At 48.4% G+C, this 18,988-nt stretch carries 14 protein-coding genes; 2 read left to right on the top strand and 12 right to left on the bottom strand.

Annotated features, from left to right (window positions below; genetic code table 11):
* Position 1 precedes the first annotated feature (1 nt).
* From I2D94_RS05890 to I2D94_RS05870, 5 genes are all read right to left on the bottom strand, one after another.
* Positions 2 to 481, bottom strand: coding sequence for a PTS glucose transporter subunit IIA (locus I2D94_RS05890; RefSeq protein ID WP_229056774.1), 480 nt, complete (start codon positions 479 to 481; stop codon positions 2 to 4).
* 5 nt (positions 482 to 486) lie between these two features.
* The gene (gene nagA, locus I2D94_RS05885; protein WP_195395965.1) at positions 487 to 1,689 is read right to left on the bottom strand and encodes an N-acetylglucosamine-6-phosphate deacetylase; all 1,203 of its coding nucleotides are present in this window, start codon (positions 1,687 to 1,689) and stop codon (positions 487 to 489) included.
* Between the two features lie 3 nt (positions 1,690 to 1,692).
* The gene (locus I2D94_RS05880; protein ID WP_195395964.1) at positions 1,693 to 3,027 is read right to left on the bottom strand and encodes a 6-phospho-alpha-glucosidase; all 1,335 of its coding nucleotides are present in this window, start codon (positions 3,025 to 3,027) and stop codon (positions 1,693 to 1,695) included.
* The gene (locus tag I2D94_RS05875) at positions 3,024 to 4,583 is read right to left on the bottom strand and encodes a PTS transporter subunit EIIC (protein ID WP_195395963.1); all 1,560 of its coding nucleotides are present in this window, start codon (positions 4,581 to 4,583) and stop codon (positions 3,024 to 3,026) included. The genes I2D94_RS05880 and I2D94_RS05875 overlap by 4 nt, the downstream gene beginning before the upstream one ends.
* Before the next feature lie 210 nt (positions 4,584 to 4,793).
* Complete coding sequence (locus I2D94_RS05870) at positions 4,794 to 5,552, bottom strand: MurR/RpiR family transcriptional regulator (RefSeq protein ID WP_072685873.1); 759 nt, start codon at positions 5,550 to 5,552, stop codon at positions 4,794 to 4,796.
* Between the two features lie 195 nt (positions 5,553 to 5,747).
* Between I2D94_RS05870 and I2D94_RS05865 the strand changes: the two genes are divergently transcribed.
* Together I2D94_RS05865 and I2D94_RS05860 are read left to right on the top strand one after the other, a co-directional pair.
* Complete coding sequence (locus I2D94_RS05865) at positions 5,748 to 7,733, top strand: S9 family peptidase (protein ID WP_072685871.1); 1,986 nt, start codon at positions 5,748 to 5,750, stop codon at positions 7,731 to 7,733.
* A gap of 112 nt (positions 7,734 to 7,845) precedes the next feature.
* Complete coding sequence (locus I2D94_RS05860; RefSeq protein WP_072685869.1) at positions 7,846 to 8,025, top strand: hypothetical protein; 180 nt, start codon at positions 7,846 to 7,848, stop codon at positions 8,023 to 8,025.
* Between the two features lie 19 nt (positions 8,026 to 8,044).
* On the opposite strand, the gene I2D94_RS05855 is transcribed toward I2D94_RS05860, so the two are convergent.
* The 7 genes from I2D94_RS05855 to I2D94_RS05825 form a co-directional block, all read right to left on the bottom strand.
* The gene (locus tag I2D94_RS05855; protein ID WP_195395962.1) at positions 8,045 to 8,605 is read right to left on the bottom strand and encodes a GNAT family N-acetyltransferase; all 561 of its coding nucleotides are present in this window, start codon (positions 8,603 to 8,605) and stop codon (positions 8,045 to 8,047) included.
* Positions 8,606 to 8,665: 60 nt separating this feature from the next.
* Positions 8,666 to 10,255, bottom strand: coding sequence for an ABC transporter substrate-binding protein (locus I2D94_RS05850; RefSeq protein WP_195395961.1), 1,590 nt, complete (start codon positions 10,253 to 10,255; stop codon positions 8,666 to 8,668).
* 222 nt (positions 10,256 to 10,477) lie between these two features.
* Positions 10,478 to 12,058: an ABC transporter substrate-binding protein gene (locus I2D94_RS05845; protein WP_072685861.1), complete on the bottom strand. Its 1,581-nt coding sequence runs from the start codon at positions 12,056 to 12,058 to the stop codon at positions 10,478 to 10,480.
* A 199-nt stretch (positions 12,059 to 12,257) separates the two neighbouring features.
* On the bottom strand, positions 12,258 to 13,829 hold the full coding sequence (locus I2D94_RS05840) for an ABC transporter substrate-binding protein (RefSeq protein WP_195395960.1): 1,572 nt from the start codon (positions 13,827 to 13,829) through the stop codon (positions 12,258 to 12,260).
* Positions 13,830 to 13,933: 104 nt separating this feature from the next.
* The gene (locus I2D94_RS05835) at positions 13,934 to 15,526 is read right to left on the bottom strand and encodes an ABC transporter substrate-binding protein (RefSeq protein ID WP_195395959.1); all 1,593 of its coding nucleotides are present in this window, start codon (positions 15,524 to 15,526) and stop codon (positions 13,934 to 13,936) included.
* Between the two features lie 236 nt (positions 15,527 to 15,762).
* Entirely contained in the window at positions 15,763 to 17,358 is a 1,596-nt protein-coding gene (locus tag I2D94_RS05830) for an ABC transporter substrate-binding protein (RefSeq protein WP_195395958.1), read from the bottom strand.
* Positions 17,359 to 17,549: 191 nt separating this feature from the next.
* Positions 17,550 to 18,932: a M14 family zinc carboxypeptidase gene (locus I2D94_RS05825; RefSeq protein WP_195395957.1), complete on the bottom strand. Its 1,383-nt coding sequence runs from the start codon at positions 18,930 to 18,932 to the stop codon at positions 17,550 to 17,552.
* Positions 18,933 to 18,988: the final 56 nt, after the last annotated feature.

Below are 18,988 nucleotides of genomic sequence, written 5' to 3'. Positions count from 1 at the left end.
TTCATGCCGTGATCGCAAGGAAGTCTTTTTCCTGCGACTGGACGACGCCCTCTTTCAGCAGGCGGATTTTACGGCTGTTGGCATTGACGACCAGAATCGGACAAATCATGGAAACCTTATGATTTTTAAAGAATTCCAAATCGACGTCGACTAACGGATCGCCCGGATTCACCCGCTGATCCAAAACGACATGCGCCGTAAAACCTTCACCTTTGAAATTCACGGTATCTAATCCCAGATGGATCAGATATTCGTTGCGATCATCCGCCTTGATGCCGATTGCGTGGCCAGTCGGAAAGACCGCGACGATCTTGCCCGCCACTGGCGACAACACCTTGCCCTCCAACATTTCCAACGCAAATCCAGCCCCCATCGACTTGCTTGAGAACACCGGATCGGGAACTTCTTCCAGCGTCATCAGCCGGCCCTTGAACGGGGCGGCGAAATCTGTCGGTTTGGGCTTGAACAGATTTTTAAACATGACCATCACTCCTCACTTTTATACAATTTTCCCATGCAGTAGGTTGCCTGAATTTCAAAAGCATCGTTGACGACAAGAATATCAGCGTCCTTTCCTGCTTCCAGACTTCCCTTGCGGTCATCCACACCGATATACCGCGCCGGATTTTCCGCCGTGATCTTCATGATCTCATGAATGGACGGATGGACGTTGGCGATCAGATTGCGGATTGATTTGATATAGCTCAGCTCCAGATTCCGCACCGCCTTGTAATCATGAATATCAACGTGTTCCTCGCTGCCGTCGTCATTGCGCAGAATCAGCTCGTCGCCGTTGGGAATAAACGTCTGCTTCCGGATATAATGATACTTTTCTTTTTTTGTCAGCGCAATCCCGCCGCAGTCCGTCGTCATGATGATTTTATCCTTGCTTTTTAAACGCCAGGTCAGGGCGAACACTTCCGGCCGTACGGTCATGCCGGTCTGTTTCGCGAATTCGCAGTTCAAATCGTCGAAATACAGCGCTGCGCCAGCCACCCCCGGCTCCCGGTGATGCAGCCCGCGCATGCCGCTGAACATGTGGGTTACGCCGCCTAAGCCATACTCCTTCAGATCCCGGATGCAGTCGAAGGTCGCCGCGCTGTGGCCGATATTGATCTGAATTTGATGCGCATGGCAGAACTGAATCAATTCTTTCGCCCCCGGAAGCTCCGGCGCCAGCGTCATCAGACGGATGATCTGCGGGTGGGACTGAGCGTCCATGAACCGCCGCATGATCGTCATGTCCGGGTCGATGCAGCAATCTTCCCGCTGCATGCCCTTGTATTCCTTATTGATAAACGGACCTTCCAGATGAACGCCCAGCAGCGTTGCGCCGTCCTCTTTCTGATGATCGACAACCCAGCTGGCATTTTTGATGCCCTCAACCAGATCCTCGACCGGTTCCGCCCCGGAGGTCGCCAAAAAACTCGTCACGCCCTCATACGGCAGGTTTTTCTTCATTTCCTGTATCGAATGGACAGATTTATCGTTGTTGAAGCTGCCGGTACCCCAGCCATGAATATGCTGATCGATAAAACCCGGGATAAGCAGATGATCGCCATAATCAATCACCTCGGCGCCGGCTGGCACTTCCGTAGAGAACCCCCGGATGACCTCACCCGCTACTTCCAGATAACCGCCGCGGCAGATCTGATGAGGAAAGTAAATTCTTGTTGATTTTAAATACATCGTTTAATCCCTCTTTTCCAATGTCCAGTAATCTTGGTTAACCTCCATGAGATCATCCAGCACCGCCTTCGCTTTATCAAAATCATTGACGGTCCGGTTCAGCGTCAGCGCCTGCAGCGCCTTGGTATAATCTTTTTCCATCCAGGCTTCGCAAGTCAGTTCTTCATAAGCGTATTGATTCTCCATCAAACCTTTATAGAACGTTTTCACAGGGCCGTACGGAATTCCCCGCACGCCGTCTTTTCCCAGGGTTCCGGCGACTTCCACGACGGCTTCCGCCGGGAAGTTGTCAATCAGTCCTGTATTGCGCGTCATCACGATGAATTCCTGATTTAAGTCATAGGCGATCGATTCTGCCACCTCGACCATCATTGAACCGAACACCGGTGAGGTCAATACCGGAATCCCGCCCAGCTCGTTTTTTCCCCGGACCAGCGCACAGACGTCCCAGACTTCTTTTTCCCGGGTCAGGATCGTTTCATCAGCACGGGTGAACTGCGGATCACTTTCTTTCACGATCTCGTCCGCATAGAAATAATATTGCAGATATGTCGTCGGGATATATTCTGAAACACAGTTCATCATCTTGTTAACGCGCAGATAGGTATCCAGCCAGGACTTTGTGCGCTGTTCCGCATTGTAAGGCTTAAAATCATGATTCATCAGGTAATCGCGCAGCGTATCAAAATAGTCATGGCCTTCCGTATCATAGAGCGCGGTGAACCAGCCGAAATGGTTTAATCCGAAATACCGGGCCCGCAGCGTTTTAACGTCGACGTTGAGGATCTTGGCAAAGCTGACCATCATCGAATACGGCTGATCGCACATATTGATCAGGCGATGATCGTCAGGATATAACCGGTCCAGCGCCAGACCGACGATGGCCGCCGGATTGGTGTAATTGAGGATCCACGTTTCTTTGGAATATTTGCGGACGCAGTCGACCATTTCCTTCATCCCGCCGATCGAACGCATGCCATAGGCGAAACCACCCGGGCCGCAGGTTTCCTGTCCGACCAGTCCATATTTCAGCGGGATCTTTTCATCATACGAACGCATCGTGTTCTGACCCACCCGCATCTGACAGAAAACAAAGTCGCAGGCGCAGTAGGCTTCATCCATATCGCCGGTCACCACGACCTCGGTTTCCGGGGAAAAGGTGTGCAGCAGCAGGCGGCAGTAATCTTCAATTTTACTGAAGCGATTCAGGTCCTTATCAAAAAAGATGACTTTCTTTACCGGGAAACGGTCTTTCATCTGCATCAGAGTCCCGATCAAGGCCGGCGTCCGGCAGCTGCCGGCTCCGGAAATCGTAATCGTGTGCGGTGTTCTCTTCATGCGTGCCGCCCCAGTTCATCGTCGACCGCATTGCGGACAAATTCCACCAGCGGTCCGAAAACAATGTGAATATGCTTGGTCGTCGGGAAGAAGATTCCAGCACACCCGGACTTTTTCAAAAGATCCTTGTCAATCTTCTTGTTGTCGTTGATATCAATCCGCAAGCGGGTAATACAGTTGTCGACCGTGCCGATGTTGGACGGCCCGCCCAGCGCTTCGATCACAATCTTCGCGATTTCATCGTAACGCTTTTCCCGGATCAGTACGTTATCCGCGGAAGGTTCGTCTTCCCGTCCCGGCGTCTTGACGTCAAACTTGACGATCCACCATTTGAACAGGAAATAATAGATGAAGAAGCTGATCACGCCGACGATCACGATATTGATCCAGTGGGAATTTTTCATCATGACGCCGAAGATCACGAAGTCGAACACGGTGCCGCGGATATAACCGACCGCCGTTCCCATAAAGTAAAGAGCTAACGAGCCGAGGGTTCCGATCAGCGCGTAGATGACATACAGTGCCGGCGCGATGAACAGGAACGTAAATTCCAGCGGTTCGGTCACATTGCCCAGCGCCGCCGTCAGAACCGAGGTCAGAATTAAGGATTTCGCCAGCGCTTTGTTCTCCGGATAAGCGGTCTTGTACATCGCCAAACCGATTGCCGGGAAGACGAACATCGTTCTGACCATCTGATTCTGCGCGCCAAAGCGGGTCAGCTCCGGCATCAGCGCCCAGTATTCGCTTTCCGGTCCAAGATTAAACAAAATTTCATTCATCGCATCAAGATAACCAATGTAAGTTTGGCCATTGATCACATACGTGCCGCCGGCTTCCGTGAAGCGCAGCATCGCGTTCCAGACGTGATGCAGACCAAACGGAATCATCATCCGGTTGACAAAGCCTGACAGCACCGGTCCGAGAATCTTATGCAGAAGCAGGCCGGACAAGCTGCTGCAGAAGGCAATGAAATATTGCCAGAAGAACGGCAGAATCAAACCGATCACCACCGTCACGCCCATCGAGATTAACGGGACGGATTTCTTGCCGGAGAAGAAGGCAAATGCAATCGGCAGTTCCAGATTATAGAACTTGTCGGAAGCCCAGGCGGCGACCAGACCGGCGATGATGCCGCCTAAAACGTTGACGTTTAACGTCTGCATACCTAAGACCATCGCCTGACCCCCGACGGCGATATTGCCTTCGGTAATCAGCTGTCCTGAAGCTGACAGCCAGATTTTCATCGTGATCAAAAGAATCAGATACGCCATCACGGACGAGAAGACCGCGATTCCCTTATCACGTTTCGCCATCCCATAGGCGACGCCCATCGCAAACATAATCGGAATGTTGCCGAAGATCAGATCGGAAATCTGACGGATGCTGGTAAAGATCAGCTTGACGGTTGGATTGCCCAGAAAGGGCAGCAGATCGATCATGTACGACTGGGTGAATGCCGCGGACAAGCCCAGCAGTAAGCCCACCGGCGCCATAACCCCGATCGGCAGCAGCAGTGATCGACCGAAACGTTGAATCTGCTCACTATACTTTTTCATAGCAGTTCCTCCCTGCCTACTAAATTACCGGAGATTGAAAGCGATTTCAATAAAACAACCGGTTATTTCCGACAGTCTTTTTTACTCTGGTCACTGAAAATGACCACGGTCACAAATCCAGGCAAAAAGCTTACCTGATCGAAGAGCACAAAAAAATAACCACGGACAGTCCCGCGGTTAAAGTTCTTTTTCAATTTACCTTCGAATAATTTAAAGTCCTGTTTTATGCTGACGCAGCTGCTCGACCTGAACATAATGGACTAACAAATCCACGACCGCGAACATGCCGATCCGCGTTACGATATCGTCGATTTTGGTATCGGTCGTGCTCGAGGAACAATACAAAGCCAGATCGCTGTACTGGACCAGCGGACCGTTGACAAAAGCGGTCAGCGTGATCAAAGCGTTGCCATACGCCTTGACAACCTTCGCTGTTTCCACGATAATCGGCGTCTTCCCGGACAGTGAGATGGCGATCAATACTTCTTCATGCGTCATCTGCCGGGCAATGATATTCAGCAGGTTGTAATCCGGAATGTTGATGCACTTGACGTTGAGCGTCAGCAGCAGATGCTCCAGATAGCTGCCGACTGCTTTGGACGTCCCGCGGGAAATCACATAGACACATTGCGAATTCACGATGGACTGCGCCGCCTGCCGCATGGTTTCCGGTTTGTTAAGCTGCATCGTTTTCGTCACGTTGCCGGTGATCTCGGCTTCCACGGATTCCACGCTCGCAGCCGGCAGCGTCTCTTTCGCCCGGTTTTTCAGGAAAAAACGCAAATCGTTATACCCTTCAAAGCCCAGCTTCTGCGACATGTTGATCACAACGGTTTTGGACACACCGCATTGATCCGCCAGCTTCTGACACGTCATTTTTGAAATTGTCTCGGGATGGTCCAGAATATAGTGCAGCAGCGTCCGCTCGCTGCCTGTCAGCAGATCGTAATTATTGGAGTAAAAATCCATCGTGATTCCCCCTCGCTGAATGTGATTGGACATATTATACCACGAGATGAAATCCAGAAAACAGCCTGTTCTGACAACCTGTTCTTTTTTCTGTCCTCCCTTTTCCCCGATTCAAAATTTCATCCCTCTTCCTGTCATTTATCCTTCATTCCCCGGCGGCTTGTGATAGAATAGACGATAGATGGGAGAGAAAGCATGAAAAAAGTACAGATTCAAGATTTTATGGATTATCGCTATCTGGGCAGCCTGCAGGTCAGCCCCGATCAGCAGCACGCGGTATTCACCGTCATCACCGGCGATCAAGATGCCGACAACTATCCTGGCAATTTGTGGCTGCTCGATCTGGCCACTCAAAAAACACGCCAGTTAACCTCCGGCGGCGAAGAAAAGAAAGCGATCTGGTGGGATGACGAAACAATCGTATTCACCGGCTGCCGCGATCCGAAACTGAAGGAGAAAACCGCAGATGGCGAAAGCATGACGGTCTTCTATAAGCTGAACATTCACGGTGGGGAAGCTGTGGAATGGTTCCGTCTGGCGATGCCGGTCGGCAGCTTCCAGAAAGTCAACGACAACCAGCTGATCCTGTCGGTTGCCTACCGCGCGGACGGCATGAATGATTTTGAATGCCAAACCGACGACGAGAAAAAGAAATGGAAAAAAGAACGTGAATCGCACAAGGATTACGAATGGTTCGATGAAATTCCGTTCTGGGCCAACGGTCAGGGTCTCACCAACATGAAGCGCACGCGCCTCTATCTGCTGGATCTGGATACCCGGGCGGCAACAGCGATCTCCGAACCGTCCGCCAACGCCTCGATCGCGCACATTCAGGACAACAAGCTGCTTTATATCAGCAATCCGATGAACTCCGTCCGGGAAATTCCAAGCTCGCTGCATCAGTTCGACTGCACGACAAAAAAAGATCTGACGCTGATTCCGGATCATGAGGTCAACGTCAGCTGGGCTTTCTATATCAATCACAAGATCATCGCCGCGATCTCGGATTTCAAGGAATATGGTCTGCATCAGCATGCCACGCTGTTTGTCGTCGAGGAAGATCAGCAGCGTACGCGGTTAGTGCATTATGACAATTCCTACGGCGCCTCGCTCGGCTCCGACTGCATTCAGCAGTTCGGCACGGCGGTCAAAGCGTATAACGACAAGATCTATTTCAGCTGCACCGATGAAAACGACGGCTGTCTGAAATGCTTCGATGAACACGGCCAGCTGCAGCGCTTATCCGGTTATCATGGCGGAATCGAGGACTTCGAGGTCACGGACGAGGGGATCGTCTTCATCGGTCTGCGCGATCAGAAGCTGCAGGAGATCTACTTCCTGCAGAATGAAGCGGAAACGCAGCTGACGCATTTCAACAGCGAGTATCATGCGGCCACCGCGGTTTCCCCAATCGAAAAAATCGAGTTCTACAACGACGGTATCCGGCACGAAGGCTTCGTGATCAAACCGGCCGATTTCGATATCAACAAGAAATATCCGGGCATTCTGGAGATTCATGGCGGTCCGAAAGGAACCTTTGGTCCGGTTATCAATCATGAAATGCAGGTCTTCGCCGCCAACGGCTATTTTGTCTTCTATTGCAACCCGCGCGGTTCTGATTCCCGCGGCAATGCCTTCGCCGATATCCGCGGGCGTTTCGGGAAAGAGGATTACAGCGATCTGATGGCCTTTACCGACGCGGTGCTGGCGCAGTATCCGCAGCTGGACGGCGAACGTTTAGGCGTGACCGGCAGCAGCTATGGCGGATATATGAGCAACTGGATCATCACGCAGACCGACCGGTTTAAGGCGGCGATCCCGGAAGCTTCCATTTCCAACTACGTCACGAAGTTCTTATGCACCGATATCGGCTTCACCTACAACATGGACAATCAGGCCGCAACCCCATGGTCCGACGTCGCGCTGGTATGGGAACAGTCGCCGCTGAAATATGCCGACCGCGTCAAAACACCGACGATGTTCATTCATTCCGATCAGGATTACCGCTGCTGGATCGCCGAACCGATTCAGATGTTCTACGCCCTGAAGCTGCATGGCGTGGAAACCCGGTTCCTGTTGTTCCATGGCGAACACCACGGCCTGCCGATCTTTGGTAAGCCGTCGCACCGCATCCAGCGCTTAACCGCGATGGTCGAATGGTTCGACAAACATTGTAAATAAACAAAGGAAAGGGAGAACGCAAAGCTCTCCCTTTATCCATTTCACCTGTTTTGTCGTCTTCTATTTGACCGTCGATCAGGCTATAATAGGAAGTATAAGGAGTGTGAATATCATGAAGCAATCCCCGATGGAAACGGTTTATCAGTCGATGATGATCGGCTTAATGTCTGTGGTCGCCGCTTCGGCTGTCGTCTTCCCCGTTATTTTCCTGACTCAGTTTCACAAATATCGTAAAGAAAGCGCAGCCAAAAAAATTAGACTGTCAATCCAGACTGAAAATGAATCCGAATAAACCGGATTCATTTTTATTTTCACGCATTTCCCGTTATTGGAGCTTGATTTTGCAGGGCCTCAAATTCAGCCCGCGTTATGGAATAACATCGGCAATCCTTAACCTCGCCGGTATACAACCGTACTTTCTGCCGGATTGTTCCCTCATAATGAAAGCCGTTCTTTTCGATCACTCGCCGCGAACCCCAGTTGTCTACGAAATGATCCATCGCGATCAATTCCGTTCCCGGATCGTCAAATAGATGCCGGATCATCAGACCGACCGCTTCCGTCATGATGCCCTGATTCCAATATGCTTCATCCAGTGCGCAGCCGATCGTCTTCGCCGCCAGGTTGCGCCGCGAAGTATCGACGCCCGCGCTGATCATCCCGACGACTCGCATCGTAGATTTCAGCACAACCGCAAACGCGTCGGGAGTGGTTATCATCCGGCTTAAGATCTGACTGCTTTCTTCTTTACTTTGATGCGGCCGCCAACCGGCCTGCGGCCCCACGGCTGGATTCTTTGCGAAAGCGTAAAGATCCTCCAGATCCTTCCTATCCCAAGGTTGTAACCTGATTCTGTCGGTTTCCATTTCCATTCGCTGATTCCCGCTCCTTTCAAAAGAAAGCCGTCAACCGACGGCTTTCTGAATTTAGACTTATTTGTAATTCGCGTACGTGAATTCCGCGGCGCTCGTCAATTCCGGAACGTCTCTCGGCGTACCGTCAAGATTGACCGCAACCGGCAGACAGTCGCCGTTTTCAAACAGGAAGACCATCGGCATATCTTCGCTCATCAGCCGCTGAACCTCGCTGTAAGCCTTGGCCCGTTTTGTATCGTCGTCAGTTTCGACGCCAGCCTGCAGCACGGCATCCATTTCCGGATTGTTATACAATCCGACGTTGGTTCCGCCATTGGAAGCGACGCGTCCGGCAACACCGGAGACATCCGGTCCCTGATAGCCTGCCAGCATCGTCATATCAAAGTTGGAATTGGTAATGACTTTATCCTGCCATGCCGCCATTTCCATGATATTCAACGTGACGTTGATGCCGATTTCCTTCAGGTTTTCTTTCACGATCTGCGCGATATCCTTAAAGTTTCCGCTTTCAAAGATATCCATCGTCATATCGAAATAGAACCCGTCGTCGCGTAATGTATAACCGGCTTCTTCAATCAGCTTCTTCGCCGCTTCTACATCGCGAGCCGGCATCGTGTACTGCTTATCCAGATACTTGCCTTCCCATAACGGCGAGATGAAGTATTCAGCTAACGCCCCGGTTCCGTTGGCAACCCGATCGTAAATGCCCTGACGGTCAACGCCCATCGCGACAGCCTGGCGCAGACGAACGTCCTTGAAGATGCTGGTTTCCATGTTGAAGGTAATATACGTTCTGTTGATCGACAGATAGTGGAAATGCTTATAATTCGGATCGTTGTCCAGTTCATGCTTATTCGCCGTCGGAACGCTTACGCCCAGATAGTCAACTTCGCCGTTCAGGAAAGACTGATAAGCCGTCGTCTGATCCGGAATGACCTGGAAGATCAATCTTTCGATTGTCGCTTCCGTTCCAAAGTAATCTTCATTTTTAACCAACGTTGTCCCGATCCCTGCATCATACTTTTCAAACTTGTAAGGACCCGTTCCGACTGGATTCCATGTCGCCGGGTTGGATACAAAGTCAGAATAAGCCGGATCGTTCCAGATATGTTCCGGCATGATGAACGTCGCATACCAGCCTAATTTAGGAACGATGCCGACGTCGCGCTGGCTGAGATTCAAAACGACGGTATTGTCATCCGGGCATTCAATCGAAGTCACTGCCGCCAGCGAATCCGATTTTGTCCAGGAATTCTGTTTCATCGTATCAAACGTCCATTTGACATCTTCCGAAGTAAACGGTTCGCCATCATGCCATTTCACACCTTCCTGTAAATGGAAGGTTAGCGTCAGACCATCTTCGGAAAACTCCCAGCTCTTTGCCAGATCCGGTAAAATCTGGTCGTTTGCATTCAGCTTGACCAACCGGCTGTAAACGTTCTGATTGATTTGATAAGCATAGTCATCAGACTTCATATCGGGATTAAAACTTTGCGGATCCCCGTTAACGGCATAGATTAAAACATCCTGTGCCGGTGTTTCCCCTGTTGTCCCATCCTTGTCGGTTTTCTTTTCATCGGTGCCGCAGCCCGCCAGCATTAAACACGCAATCAATAAGGCTGTCAGCAGTTTCGGTAATTTTTTCATACCCTTTCCCTCCTTGCGTCTTCCTTCATTTTAGAAGAATATAGTTTGAGTTTACACGGAGGAAAAGCGAACGTCAAGATGATATTTTACATTTATTTCAGTAAATGTATATTTCTATCATTTTCTTTTGAAACATTTTTCAATTCTTATTGAGCAAAGCAAAGCGCAGGTTTATGTCAAACCTGCGCTTTTGCGCATAATTCATAAAGAAATCTGCGTTGTTTACTTAAACATCGTGTATGTAAACTCATTGGAAGCCGCTTTATCCGGCACATCTCGAGGCGTACCGTCCAAAGAAATCTTGACCGGCTGATGATCGCCGTTTTCAAATAAGAAAACCATCGGCATATCTTCGTACATCATACGCTGAACTTCACTGTAATACTTGGCCCGTTCCTGCACGTCGTCTATTTCGACGGCCGCCTGCAACGCCGCATCCATTTCAGGATTGTTATACATACCGACATTGGTCCCACCGTTGGAGGCCACGCGTCCGGCCACGCCGGATACGTCCGGACCCTGATAGCCTGCCAGCATTGTCATTTCAAAGTCCGGGTTTTCTCCCATTACTTTATCCTGCCAGGCAGCCATTTCCATGATATTCAGATTAACGTTAATCCCGATTTCTTTCAGATTTTCTTTGACAATCTGGGCAATATCTTTAAAGTTTCCGTCATCGAAGCTGTCCAGTGTCATTGAGAAATAATACCCGTCTTCATCCATCGTGTAACCGGCTTCTTCAATTAACTTCTTTGCACCTTCGATATCGCGTTCCGGCATTCTATACTGCTTATCAAGGTATTTGCCTTCCCACAGAGGCGAAATAAAGTATTCTGCCAAAGCGCCAGCGCCATTGGAAACCCGGTCGAAAATCCCCTGACGGTCGACCCCTTTCGCCACCGCCTGCCGCAGACGCGGATCTGTAAAGCGGCCTTCTTTCATATTAAACGTCAGATAAGTCCGATTGATTGAAATGTAGTCGAAGAAACGATAATCCGGATTATTATCCAGATCATGCTTATTCGCCGTCGGAACAATAATGTTAAAGTAATCAATTTCACCGTTGACAAACGACTGGAATGCGGTCGTCGAATCCGGAACGATTGTAAAGATTAATTTTTCAACAATCGGCTCACCGTCGAAATAGTCGCTATTCTTGACTAACGTCGTCGCGACTCCGCTCTTATAATTATCAAACTTGTATGGTCCGCTTCCTACTGGCTGCCAGTTTGCCGGATTGGATGTAAAATCCTTATATTGCGGATCATTCCAGATATGTTCCGGCATGATAAACGTTGCATACCAGCCCAGTTTGGAAACGATAGAAACATCTTTTACTTTCATATTTAAGACAACAGTCAGATCATCCGGACATTCGATTGATTCAACCGAAGCCAGACTGTCAGATTTCGACCATTTATTGGCGATCATCGTATCGAACGTCCATTTCACGTCCTCCGAAGTGAGCGCTTCGCCGTCATGCCACTTCACATCTTTCTTCAAATGGAATGTCAATTTCATTCCATCGTCGCTGAATTCCCAACTTTCAGCCAGATCTGGAATTACCTGATCGTCGCTGTTGAGTTTTACCAGCCGGCTGTAAATATTCTGATTGATCGGCCATGCGTAATCATCCGATTTCATATCCGGATTAAAGCTTTGCGGATCGCCTGTAACATTGACGATCAGAACATCCTGTGGTACAGCCTGGTCTTTCTGATCCGTGCCGCCCCCGCCGGCGCATCCGGCCATCATGAGGCAGGCCACCATCATGGCGGCTAAGAGCTTTGTCAGTTTCTTCATAATTTTCCCTCCTTACTTGTGAAGAATGAATGATAATTTTAAGTTTACGCTTGTTGGAAAACATCGTCAATCCATTTCACGTCATGTTTCATCATTGTGAGAAAGTTTCATTATTCACAATGTAAATTTTACATAAGCAAACATAGAAAAACTGCAGTGCTCTTCATGATTTTCATTGAGCTTACTGCAGTTCTTTGTTCTATTCTTTTACAAATTCAACGTAAGTTAATTCACTGGAAGCGGCTTTTGTCGGTTCCTGATAAGGCGTGCCCTTCAGTATCTTTTTAACCGGGACTTTGGCGCCATTATCCATAAACAGAATAAGCGGCATCTCTTCACTCATAATGCGCTGAACTTCACTGTATACGGCTTTTCTTTCTGTTTCATCAGATACCTGAACACCTTTTTCAAGTAATGCGTCCAACTCAGGATTGGAATAACCCATGAAATTCATGGAAGCTCCTGTAGCGACACGTCCGGAAACTCCAGAAACATCGGGTCCCTGATAACCTGCAGCCATTGTCATCTCAAAATCATGATTCATTTTTACAGTATCACCCCAGGCCGCATATTCCAGCATTGTTAACTTGACGTCAATTCCGACTTCTTTCAGATTCGACTGAATAATTGTCGCCGCATCTTTAAAATAACTACTGTCAAAGAATTTCATTTCCGTAGAAAAATAAATTCCATTTGCGTCTTTCTTCAATCCTGCTTCTTCTAAAAGCTGTTGAGCCTTCGCTACGTCACGTTCCGGCATTTGGTATTTTTCATCCGCAAAACCGGTATTCGGAGCGATGAATGTCGAAGCCACTGCGCCTGTTCCGCCAGCACAGCGATCCCAGATCATCTGCCGGTCAATTCCGTAAGCGATTGCCTGACGAACTCGTGGGTCCTTGAATTTATCATTTGTCATATTTACCGTAACATAGGATCGATTCATTCCGACCACTGGATAAACCTCATAGTTCGGATCATTATCAAAATCATTGGCATTCTGCGTCGGAATTGATGTGTAGTAATCAACCTCACCAGAGATAAACGCCTGCAAAGCTGTTGTCGCATCTGGAATGATTGAATAAATCACCTTTGCAACTCTAGCCTTATCGCCCCAATAATCTTCATTTCGTTCCAATACAATCTGAACGCCTTTCTGGAATTCAACAAATTTGAATGGACCTGTGCCAACTGGTTTCATGTTATATTCATTGGTCGCTGTATCGGTACCTTCGTACAGATGCTTTGGCATTATGAATGTGCCATACCAGGATAATTTTGCGATCAGAGAAACATCCGGATATTTTAGATTCATCACAACGGTGTTGTCATCTGGACATTCGATCGATTCAACGGAAGCAAAGCTGTCGCTTTTATTCCATTTTTCCGCGATCAACGTATCGTAAGTCCATTTTACGTCCGCCGAAGTAAATGCTTCGCCATCATGCCATTTCACGCCTTCATGCAAATGGAATGTAACCTGAGTGCTGTCGTCGTTCCATTCCCAGGTTTCCGCCAGATCCGGAATCACCTGATCATAGGCATTCAATTTAACCAAACGGTTAAAAATGTTCTGGTTTGGTCCCCAGGCATTATCATCAGACTTAAAGTCTGGATGAAAACTTGACGGATCATTCGCTACAATGGCAACAAGCGTATCGTTGGATAATTCTGAGGTCGGCTCGCCGGCATTGTCGCTATTCTGCCCGCCGCAAGCCGTCAGCGCCATCGCCGCAACCAAGCCTACCGCAAGCAGTTTGAGAAATTTTTTCATAAATTTTCCTCTTCTTTCTTAATTTCATTATATCAGGAATAGCGGCGAGAAAAAACAGTGAAAACGGAGCATTTCTGTAAAAAACGCTCCGTTTTGAACATTTCCTATTTTTTTAATGTTACATACGTAAATTCGCTCGTCGCCGCCTTATCCGGAACCTGATATGGCGTACCGTCAAATTTGGATTTAACCGGGATGACCTGGCCGTTGTCGAGCAGAAGCACCATTGGCATATCCTCGCTCATCAAGCGCTGAACTTCGTCATAGGCTTCCTTACGAATCGCCGGATCCGAGTTCTGAGCACCTTTTTCCAGCGCAGCTTCCATGATGTCGCTGGCATAACCGGTAAAGTTGTTCGATCCATTGATCCCAACGCGCATATAAATACCTGAGATATCCGGTCCCTGATAGCCCGCAAGCATCGTCATATTAAACTTACGGCCTTCTTTGACCTGATCCGTCCAAGCCGCATATTCCATTAAATTCAGATCAACCTTAATACCAGCTTCCTTTAAGCTGGACTGAACAATCGCCGCGACATCCTTGAAGTTGCCGCTTTCGAAAGCGTCTAAAGTGACTGTCATATAATAGCCGTCGGAATTCTTCTTTAATCCGCATTCTTCCATCAATGCCTGCGCTTTCGCAATATCCCGTTCCGGCAGTTTGTAATCATCATTCAGATAATCTTTAAACAGCGGAGAAATGAAATATTCCGGCAAAGCGCTGACGCCGTTGCCCATCCGGTCAACGATCGCCTGACGGTCAACCGCATACGCGACAGCCTGACGCAGCTTTGGATTGTTAAACGGTTCCTTCTCCATATTGAAGGTCAGATACGTTCTGTTAATGCTTAAGAAGGAGAAGACTTCATAATTCGGGTCATTGTCGAAATCGTGCAGATTCGCCGTCGGCAAGCTCGTAATGTAGTCGATTTCACCATTTTTAAACGCTTCTAACGTCGTATTCAAATCCGGCATGATTTGATAGATCAGACGTTCGATTTCCGGAGCTCCGCCAAAGAAATCTTCATTGCGTTCCAAAGTAACGCTCTGTCCGCTCTTATACTCAACAAACTTAAACGGACCGGAACCGATTGGCTTCTGCATTGCCGGATTCTTTGCGAAATCCGGATAAGCAGGATCATTCCAGATGTGCTCCGGCAGAATGAATGTTGCATACCAGGCTAACAGAGGAACAAGCCCGGCGTCCGGATTTTTCATATTGAAGACGACTGTCAGGTCATCCGGCGCTTCAATCGTATCGACATTGACAAAAGTATCAGACTTCGACCATTTATTTTCAATGATTGTATCGTAGGTCCATTTTACGTCTTTGGATGTTAATGGTTCGCCGTCATGCCATTTTACGCCGTCACGCAAATGGAAAGTCAGCGTCATATTGTCGTCGCTCCACTCGTAGGAAGTCGCTAAATCTGGAATTGGAACATCGCCCGGCGCCAGCTTATACAAGCGGTTAAACAAGTTCTGAGCCATCGGCCACAGATAATCATCCGATTTCATATCCGGATTAAAGCTCGATGGATCTCCCTGTACCGCCGTGATAAATGTGCCGATGGTTTCTGTATTTTCGGTTTTCGAATCTGTCGTCTGCGCCGGTTTTTCGCCGCCGCCCTGACATCCCGTCAGCAAGAGTGCGGCGCTGAGTAAAGCTGCCAAAATCTTAAAACATTTTTTCATTTCTAAACTCCCTCCCTGTCTAAATGAAAAACTATGGTGCATTATCACTTTCCAATAGAATCCCTCCCATTCACATAAGTGTATGATACAGGACGATGAAAAATTATTCAATACTTTTATGTAAATAATTTCATCATTTATGAAAAGTGTTTTTCAACGGACGGACAGAAGTAAAAAAATGACCATAAGAAAAAGACACGCTCCTTATGAGCATGTCTTTAAGAATCTAATATGAATTATTCAGCGCGGTAAGTGTAGGTGTATTCCGAAGAAGCTGTCTTATCGTCCAGTTCCATTGGCATACCCTTCATTTCCTTCTTGATTGCATATTTGTAGCCGTTGTCGATGATTGGGATGATCGGCAGATCAGCACGCATGATCTTCTGAATTTCCTTGTAGCATTCGATTCTTTCTTCTTCATTCGACAGCGTAACGCCCTTGTCTAATAAAGCGTCCAGTTCCGGATTGGAATAGCCAGCCATGTTCATGGATGTTCCAGTCTGAACACGTCCGGATACACCGGAAATATCCGGTCCCTGATAGCCCGCTAACATTGTGATTTCAAAGTTACGGTTAACCTGAACCTTATCCTGCCAAGCAGCCATTTCCATCATGTTGATCTTCAGATCGATGCCGGCTTCTTTGACATTCTGCTGGATAATCGCAGCCAGATCTTTCCAGTTGCCGCTTTCGAACGCATCTAATGTTACATGCAGGTAATAGCCGTCAGCATCTTTCGTATAACCAGCTTCTTCCAACAGCTTCATGGCCTGTTCGACATTCCGTTCCGGTAATTTGGAATCTTCATCTAAGTACTTAGTAAAGGCATGCGAAATCATATACTTGGAAGGTTCGCCATTGCCGCCAGCGGTTCTATCCCAGCATCCCTGGTTGTCGATCGCTAAAGCAAAGGCTTCGCGGACACGCTCATCCTGGAAACGCTCATCCTGCAGATTAAATGTGATATAAGTCCGGTTGATGCCCATTTCAGAATAGAATGTATAGTTATCATTGCCATCCAGATCATTCGCGTGAGATGCAGGAATCTGGCGGCAAAGATCGTCAACTTCACCGTTCATAAAGGCTTCCCACAGTGTGTTTTCATCAGAAATGATCGCAAACTTCAGCGTTTTGGCAATCGCCTTATCGCCCCAGTAATCTTCATTGCGTTCCAACGTTACATACTGGCCTGCTTTGTATTCAACAAATTTAAACGGACCCGTTCCGACTGGATTCTGGTTGTATGGGTTAGTCGCCGTATCGGTGCCTTCATACAAATGCTTCGGCATAATGAATGTGCCATACCAGGCCAGCTTCGCAATAATCGAAACGTCCGGCGTTTTCAGATTCATAACAACCGTGTTGTCATCCGGGCATTCAATGCTTTCGATATTCGACAGGTTGTCGGCTTTTGACCACTTTTCAGCGATCGCAGTATCGTAAGTCCACTTGACGTCAGCCGAGGTAAACGGCTCGCCGTCATGCCACTTAACACCATCATGAAGATGGAATGTCAGCTGCATGCCGTCTTCGCTGAATTCATAAGATTCAGCTAAATCCAGGTTGATTTTTGTGTTGTTGCCCAGTTTTACCAGACGGTTGAAAATATTCTGGTTGATCGGCCAGGCGCCGTCATCGGACTTGAAGTCCGGGTTGAAGCTCTGCGGATCCTGCGTGGTAACCATGATCAATGTCTGATCCGTAGGAATTCCGCTGTTTTCGCCGTCTGTCTGTCCGCCTTCATTGGCAGTGCCGCCATTGTTGGATCCACATCCAGCAAGCGTCATTGCCAGGGCCAAACACACGACTAAAACTTTAAGCAGTTTTTTCATGTATTCTTTCCTCCTCTATCGATTGTTTTAAAGCAACCGTTAGTTTAATAATAAACGATTTTCTCAAAAATGTGAAGTCTATGTGTCCGACAATATGTGAAATTTAAGCGTTTTCGGTATTCTTTATGAAAATATTCATTGAACAATGTAAGAAATGAAAACAAGGAAGATCAACTTCCTTGCTTCGACGGTTAACGATGTTTTTGCAGATAATCTGCCACCAGCATGCCGCTTTCCAGCTGCACGGCGATCAGCTTGCGGATCGGAATGACCTGATAATGCAGTTCTTTCTCCGCGATTTCCGCCCGTTTCGCAAATTCTTTTTCGCCCTCGTCATGAATGCGCTGCAGCCGTTCTGTGACTTCCGGACTTGGGTTCTTCGCCAGCTCATGCTCGCAGGCGCGGATTAAAAGCGTCCATTGAAGCAGTACGCGGTACTTCGGAATCTCCAGGTTGTCAAACGCTTCGGACTCCTTGCACAATTCGTCGTAATTCGGGTCCTGACGGATAAAATCACATTCCTGACGATAGTCTTCCTCAAAATGTTCATAACCGTTGCTGACCATCTTGGCGAAGCTGTTGTCGGCGCTGATCAGATCCGCAATCTGATCATAACGAGCTTTGACCGCCTTGCGGTTTTCATGCAGGACTTCGCGGCCTTTCAGCGCGGCTTCCCGGCGGGTGAAATCCATCAGCTTATCGCTCTGAATGCGCGGCTCGTAGAAATAAGGCAGCTCGGTGACCAACGTCGTCGTATCGTAGCCCTGCTGGCTGGCATAGTCAGCGCTGCTGGTGCCCGTGGACATCAGCTTTTCCGGCGCGACCGTGCCGTATTTCTCATTGTAATCGTAGGTATCCCTGGAGCTGATCATCGGATAGATCGCCTGAGAGAACGGCGTGATGTAGTTGACTTCCGGTTCGCCCAAGTGCAGCGGAATATTCTGCTTCGCGGTCGCGGCATAGAACTTATCCCACAATTCCGGAATCTCCCGGGTCAGATACCAGTACGTGCCACCGAAGCCGGCGTTATGCAGCGAATACATAAACTGCGGCTGAATCTTGTCAATCAAATTCATCAGGCAGACGGTCTCCGGAATCGGCTTGTCGTAGGTATAGTTTTTATAGTGGAACGGGAAATTCCATTCAACCTGTTCATACCCGGCCGGGCGGAAGTAATGACGGGTAAAGTTGGTCAGCGTGATCGGTCCCTTGAACCAGCCTTCGTTGAGCTGCGTACCGTCGAGGTCGATGCTTTTGATCAGATACCAGGTATAATCCAGTTCTTTGCGCAGATCTTCATTTTCAGCCAGCGCCCGTGAGAAATACTCCAGCAGCATCGCGCCCATCGGTTCGTTGGGGTGCGGACAGCCGAACATCAAAGCGTTGCGGCTACCTTTGCCAATCTTCAGGCAGTAAATCGGATGTCCCTTGCGTGATTTCCCGGCCTCAAAAATTTCTACGATCCCCGGAAATTCTGCTGCCAGCCGCCTGGAATTTTCATCCATCTCATCCACAGTCAGAAATTGTTGATAATCCGGAATGTTGTCGATCAGTTTTTGAATAAAATCAGCCATTTCAATTCTCCTTTTTTTTATTTTCCGATAACCCGAGAAACAGGCAAATCGACTGG

The sequence above is a fragment of the Holdemania sp. 1001302B_160321_E10 genome (assembly GCF_015552275.1).
In the GTDB taxonomy this organism is placed as follows: domain Bacteria; phylum Bacillota_I; class Bacilli_A; order Erysipelotrichales; family Erysipelotrichaceae; genus Holdemania.
Note: the sequence above shows the minus strand (reverse complement) of the source record. Positions and strands in the feature narration are given on the sequence as shown.

What these genes read in the sequence shown, in the direction of transcription:
- I2D94_RS05845 (WP_072685861.1), bottom strand. Translation starts at nt 12,058, where the DNA reads ATGAAGAAACTGACAAAGCTCTTAGCCGCCATGATGGTGGCCTGCCTC.
- I2D94_RS05855 (WP_195395962.1), bottom strand. Translation starts at nt 8,605, where the DNA reads ATGGAAATGGAAACCGACAGAATCAGGTTACAACCTTGGGATAGGAAG.
- I2D94_RS05835 (WP_195395959.1), bottom strand. Translation starts at nt 15,526, where the DNA reads ATGAAAAAATGTTTTAAGATTTTGGCAGCTTTACTCAGCGCCGCACTC.
- I2D94_RS05860 (WP_072685869.1), top strand. Translation starts at nt 7,846, where the DNA reads ATGAAGCAATCCCCGATGGAAACGGTTTATCAGTCGATGATGATCGGC.
- I2D94_RS05850 (WP_195395961.1), bottom strand. Translation starts at nt 10,255, where the DNA reads ATGAAAAAATTACCGAAACTGCTGACAGCCTTATTGATTGCGTGTTTA.
- I2D94_RS05870 (WP_072685873.1), bottom strand. Translation starts at nt 5,552, where the DNA reads ATGGATTTTTACTCCAATAATTACGATCTGCTGACAGGCAGCGAGCGG.
- I2D94_RS05880 (WP_195395964.1), bottom strand. Translation starts at nt 3,027, where the DNA reads ATGAAGAGAACACCGCACACGATTACGATTTCCGGAGCCGGCAGCTGC.
- I2D94_RS05865 (WP_072685871.1), top strand. Translation starts at nt 5,748, where the DNA reads ATGAAAAAAGTACAGATTCAAGATTTTATGGATTATCGCTATCTGGGC.
- nagA (WP_195395965.1), bottom strand. Translation starts at nt 1,689, where the DNA reads ATGTATTTAAAATCAACAAGAATTTACTTTCCTCATCAGATCTGCCGC.
- I2D94_RS05840 (WP_195395960.1), bottom strand. Translation starts at nt 13,829, where the DNA reads ATGAAAAAATTTCTCAAACTGCTTGCGGTAGGCTTGGTTGCGGCGATG.
- I2D94_RS05875 (WP_195395963.1), bottom strand. Translation starts at nt 4,583, where the DNA reads ATGAAAAAGTATAGTGAGCAGATTCAACGTTTCGGTCGATCACTGCTG.
- I2D94_RS05890 (WP_229056774.1), bottom strand. Translation starts at nt 481, where the DNA reads ATGTTTAAAAATCTGTTCAAGCCCAAACCGACAGATTTCGCCGCCCCG.
- I2D94_RS05825 (WP_195395957.1), bottom strand. Translation starts at nt 18,932, where the DNA reads ATGGCTGATTTTATTCAAAAACTGATCGACAACATTCCGGATTATCAA.
- I2D94_RS05830 (WP_195395958.1), bottom strand. Translation starts at nt 17,358, where the DNA reads ATGAAAAAACTGCTTAAAGTTTTAGTCGTGTGTTTGGCCCTGGCAATG.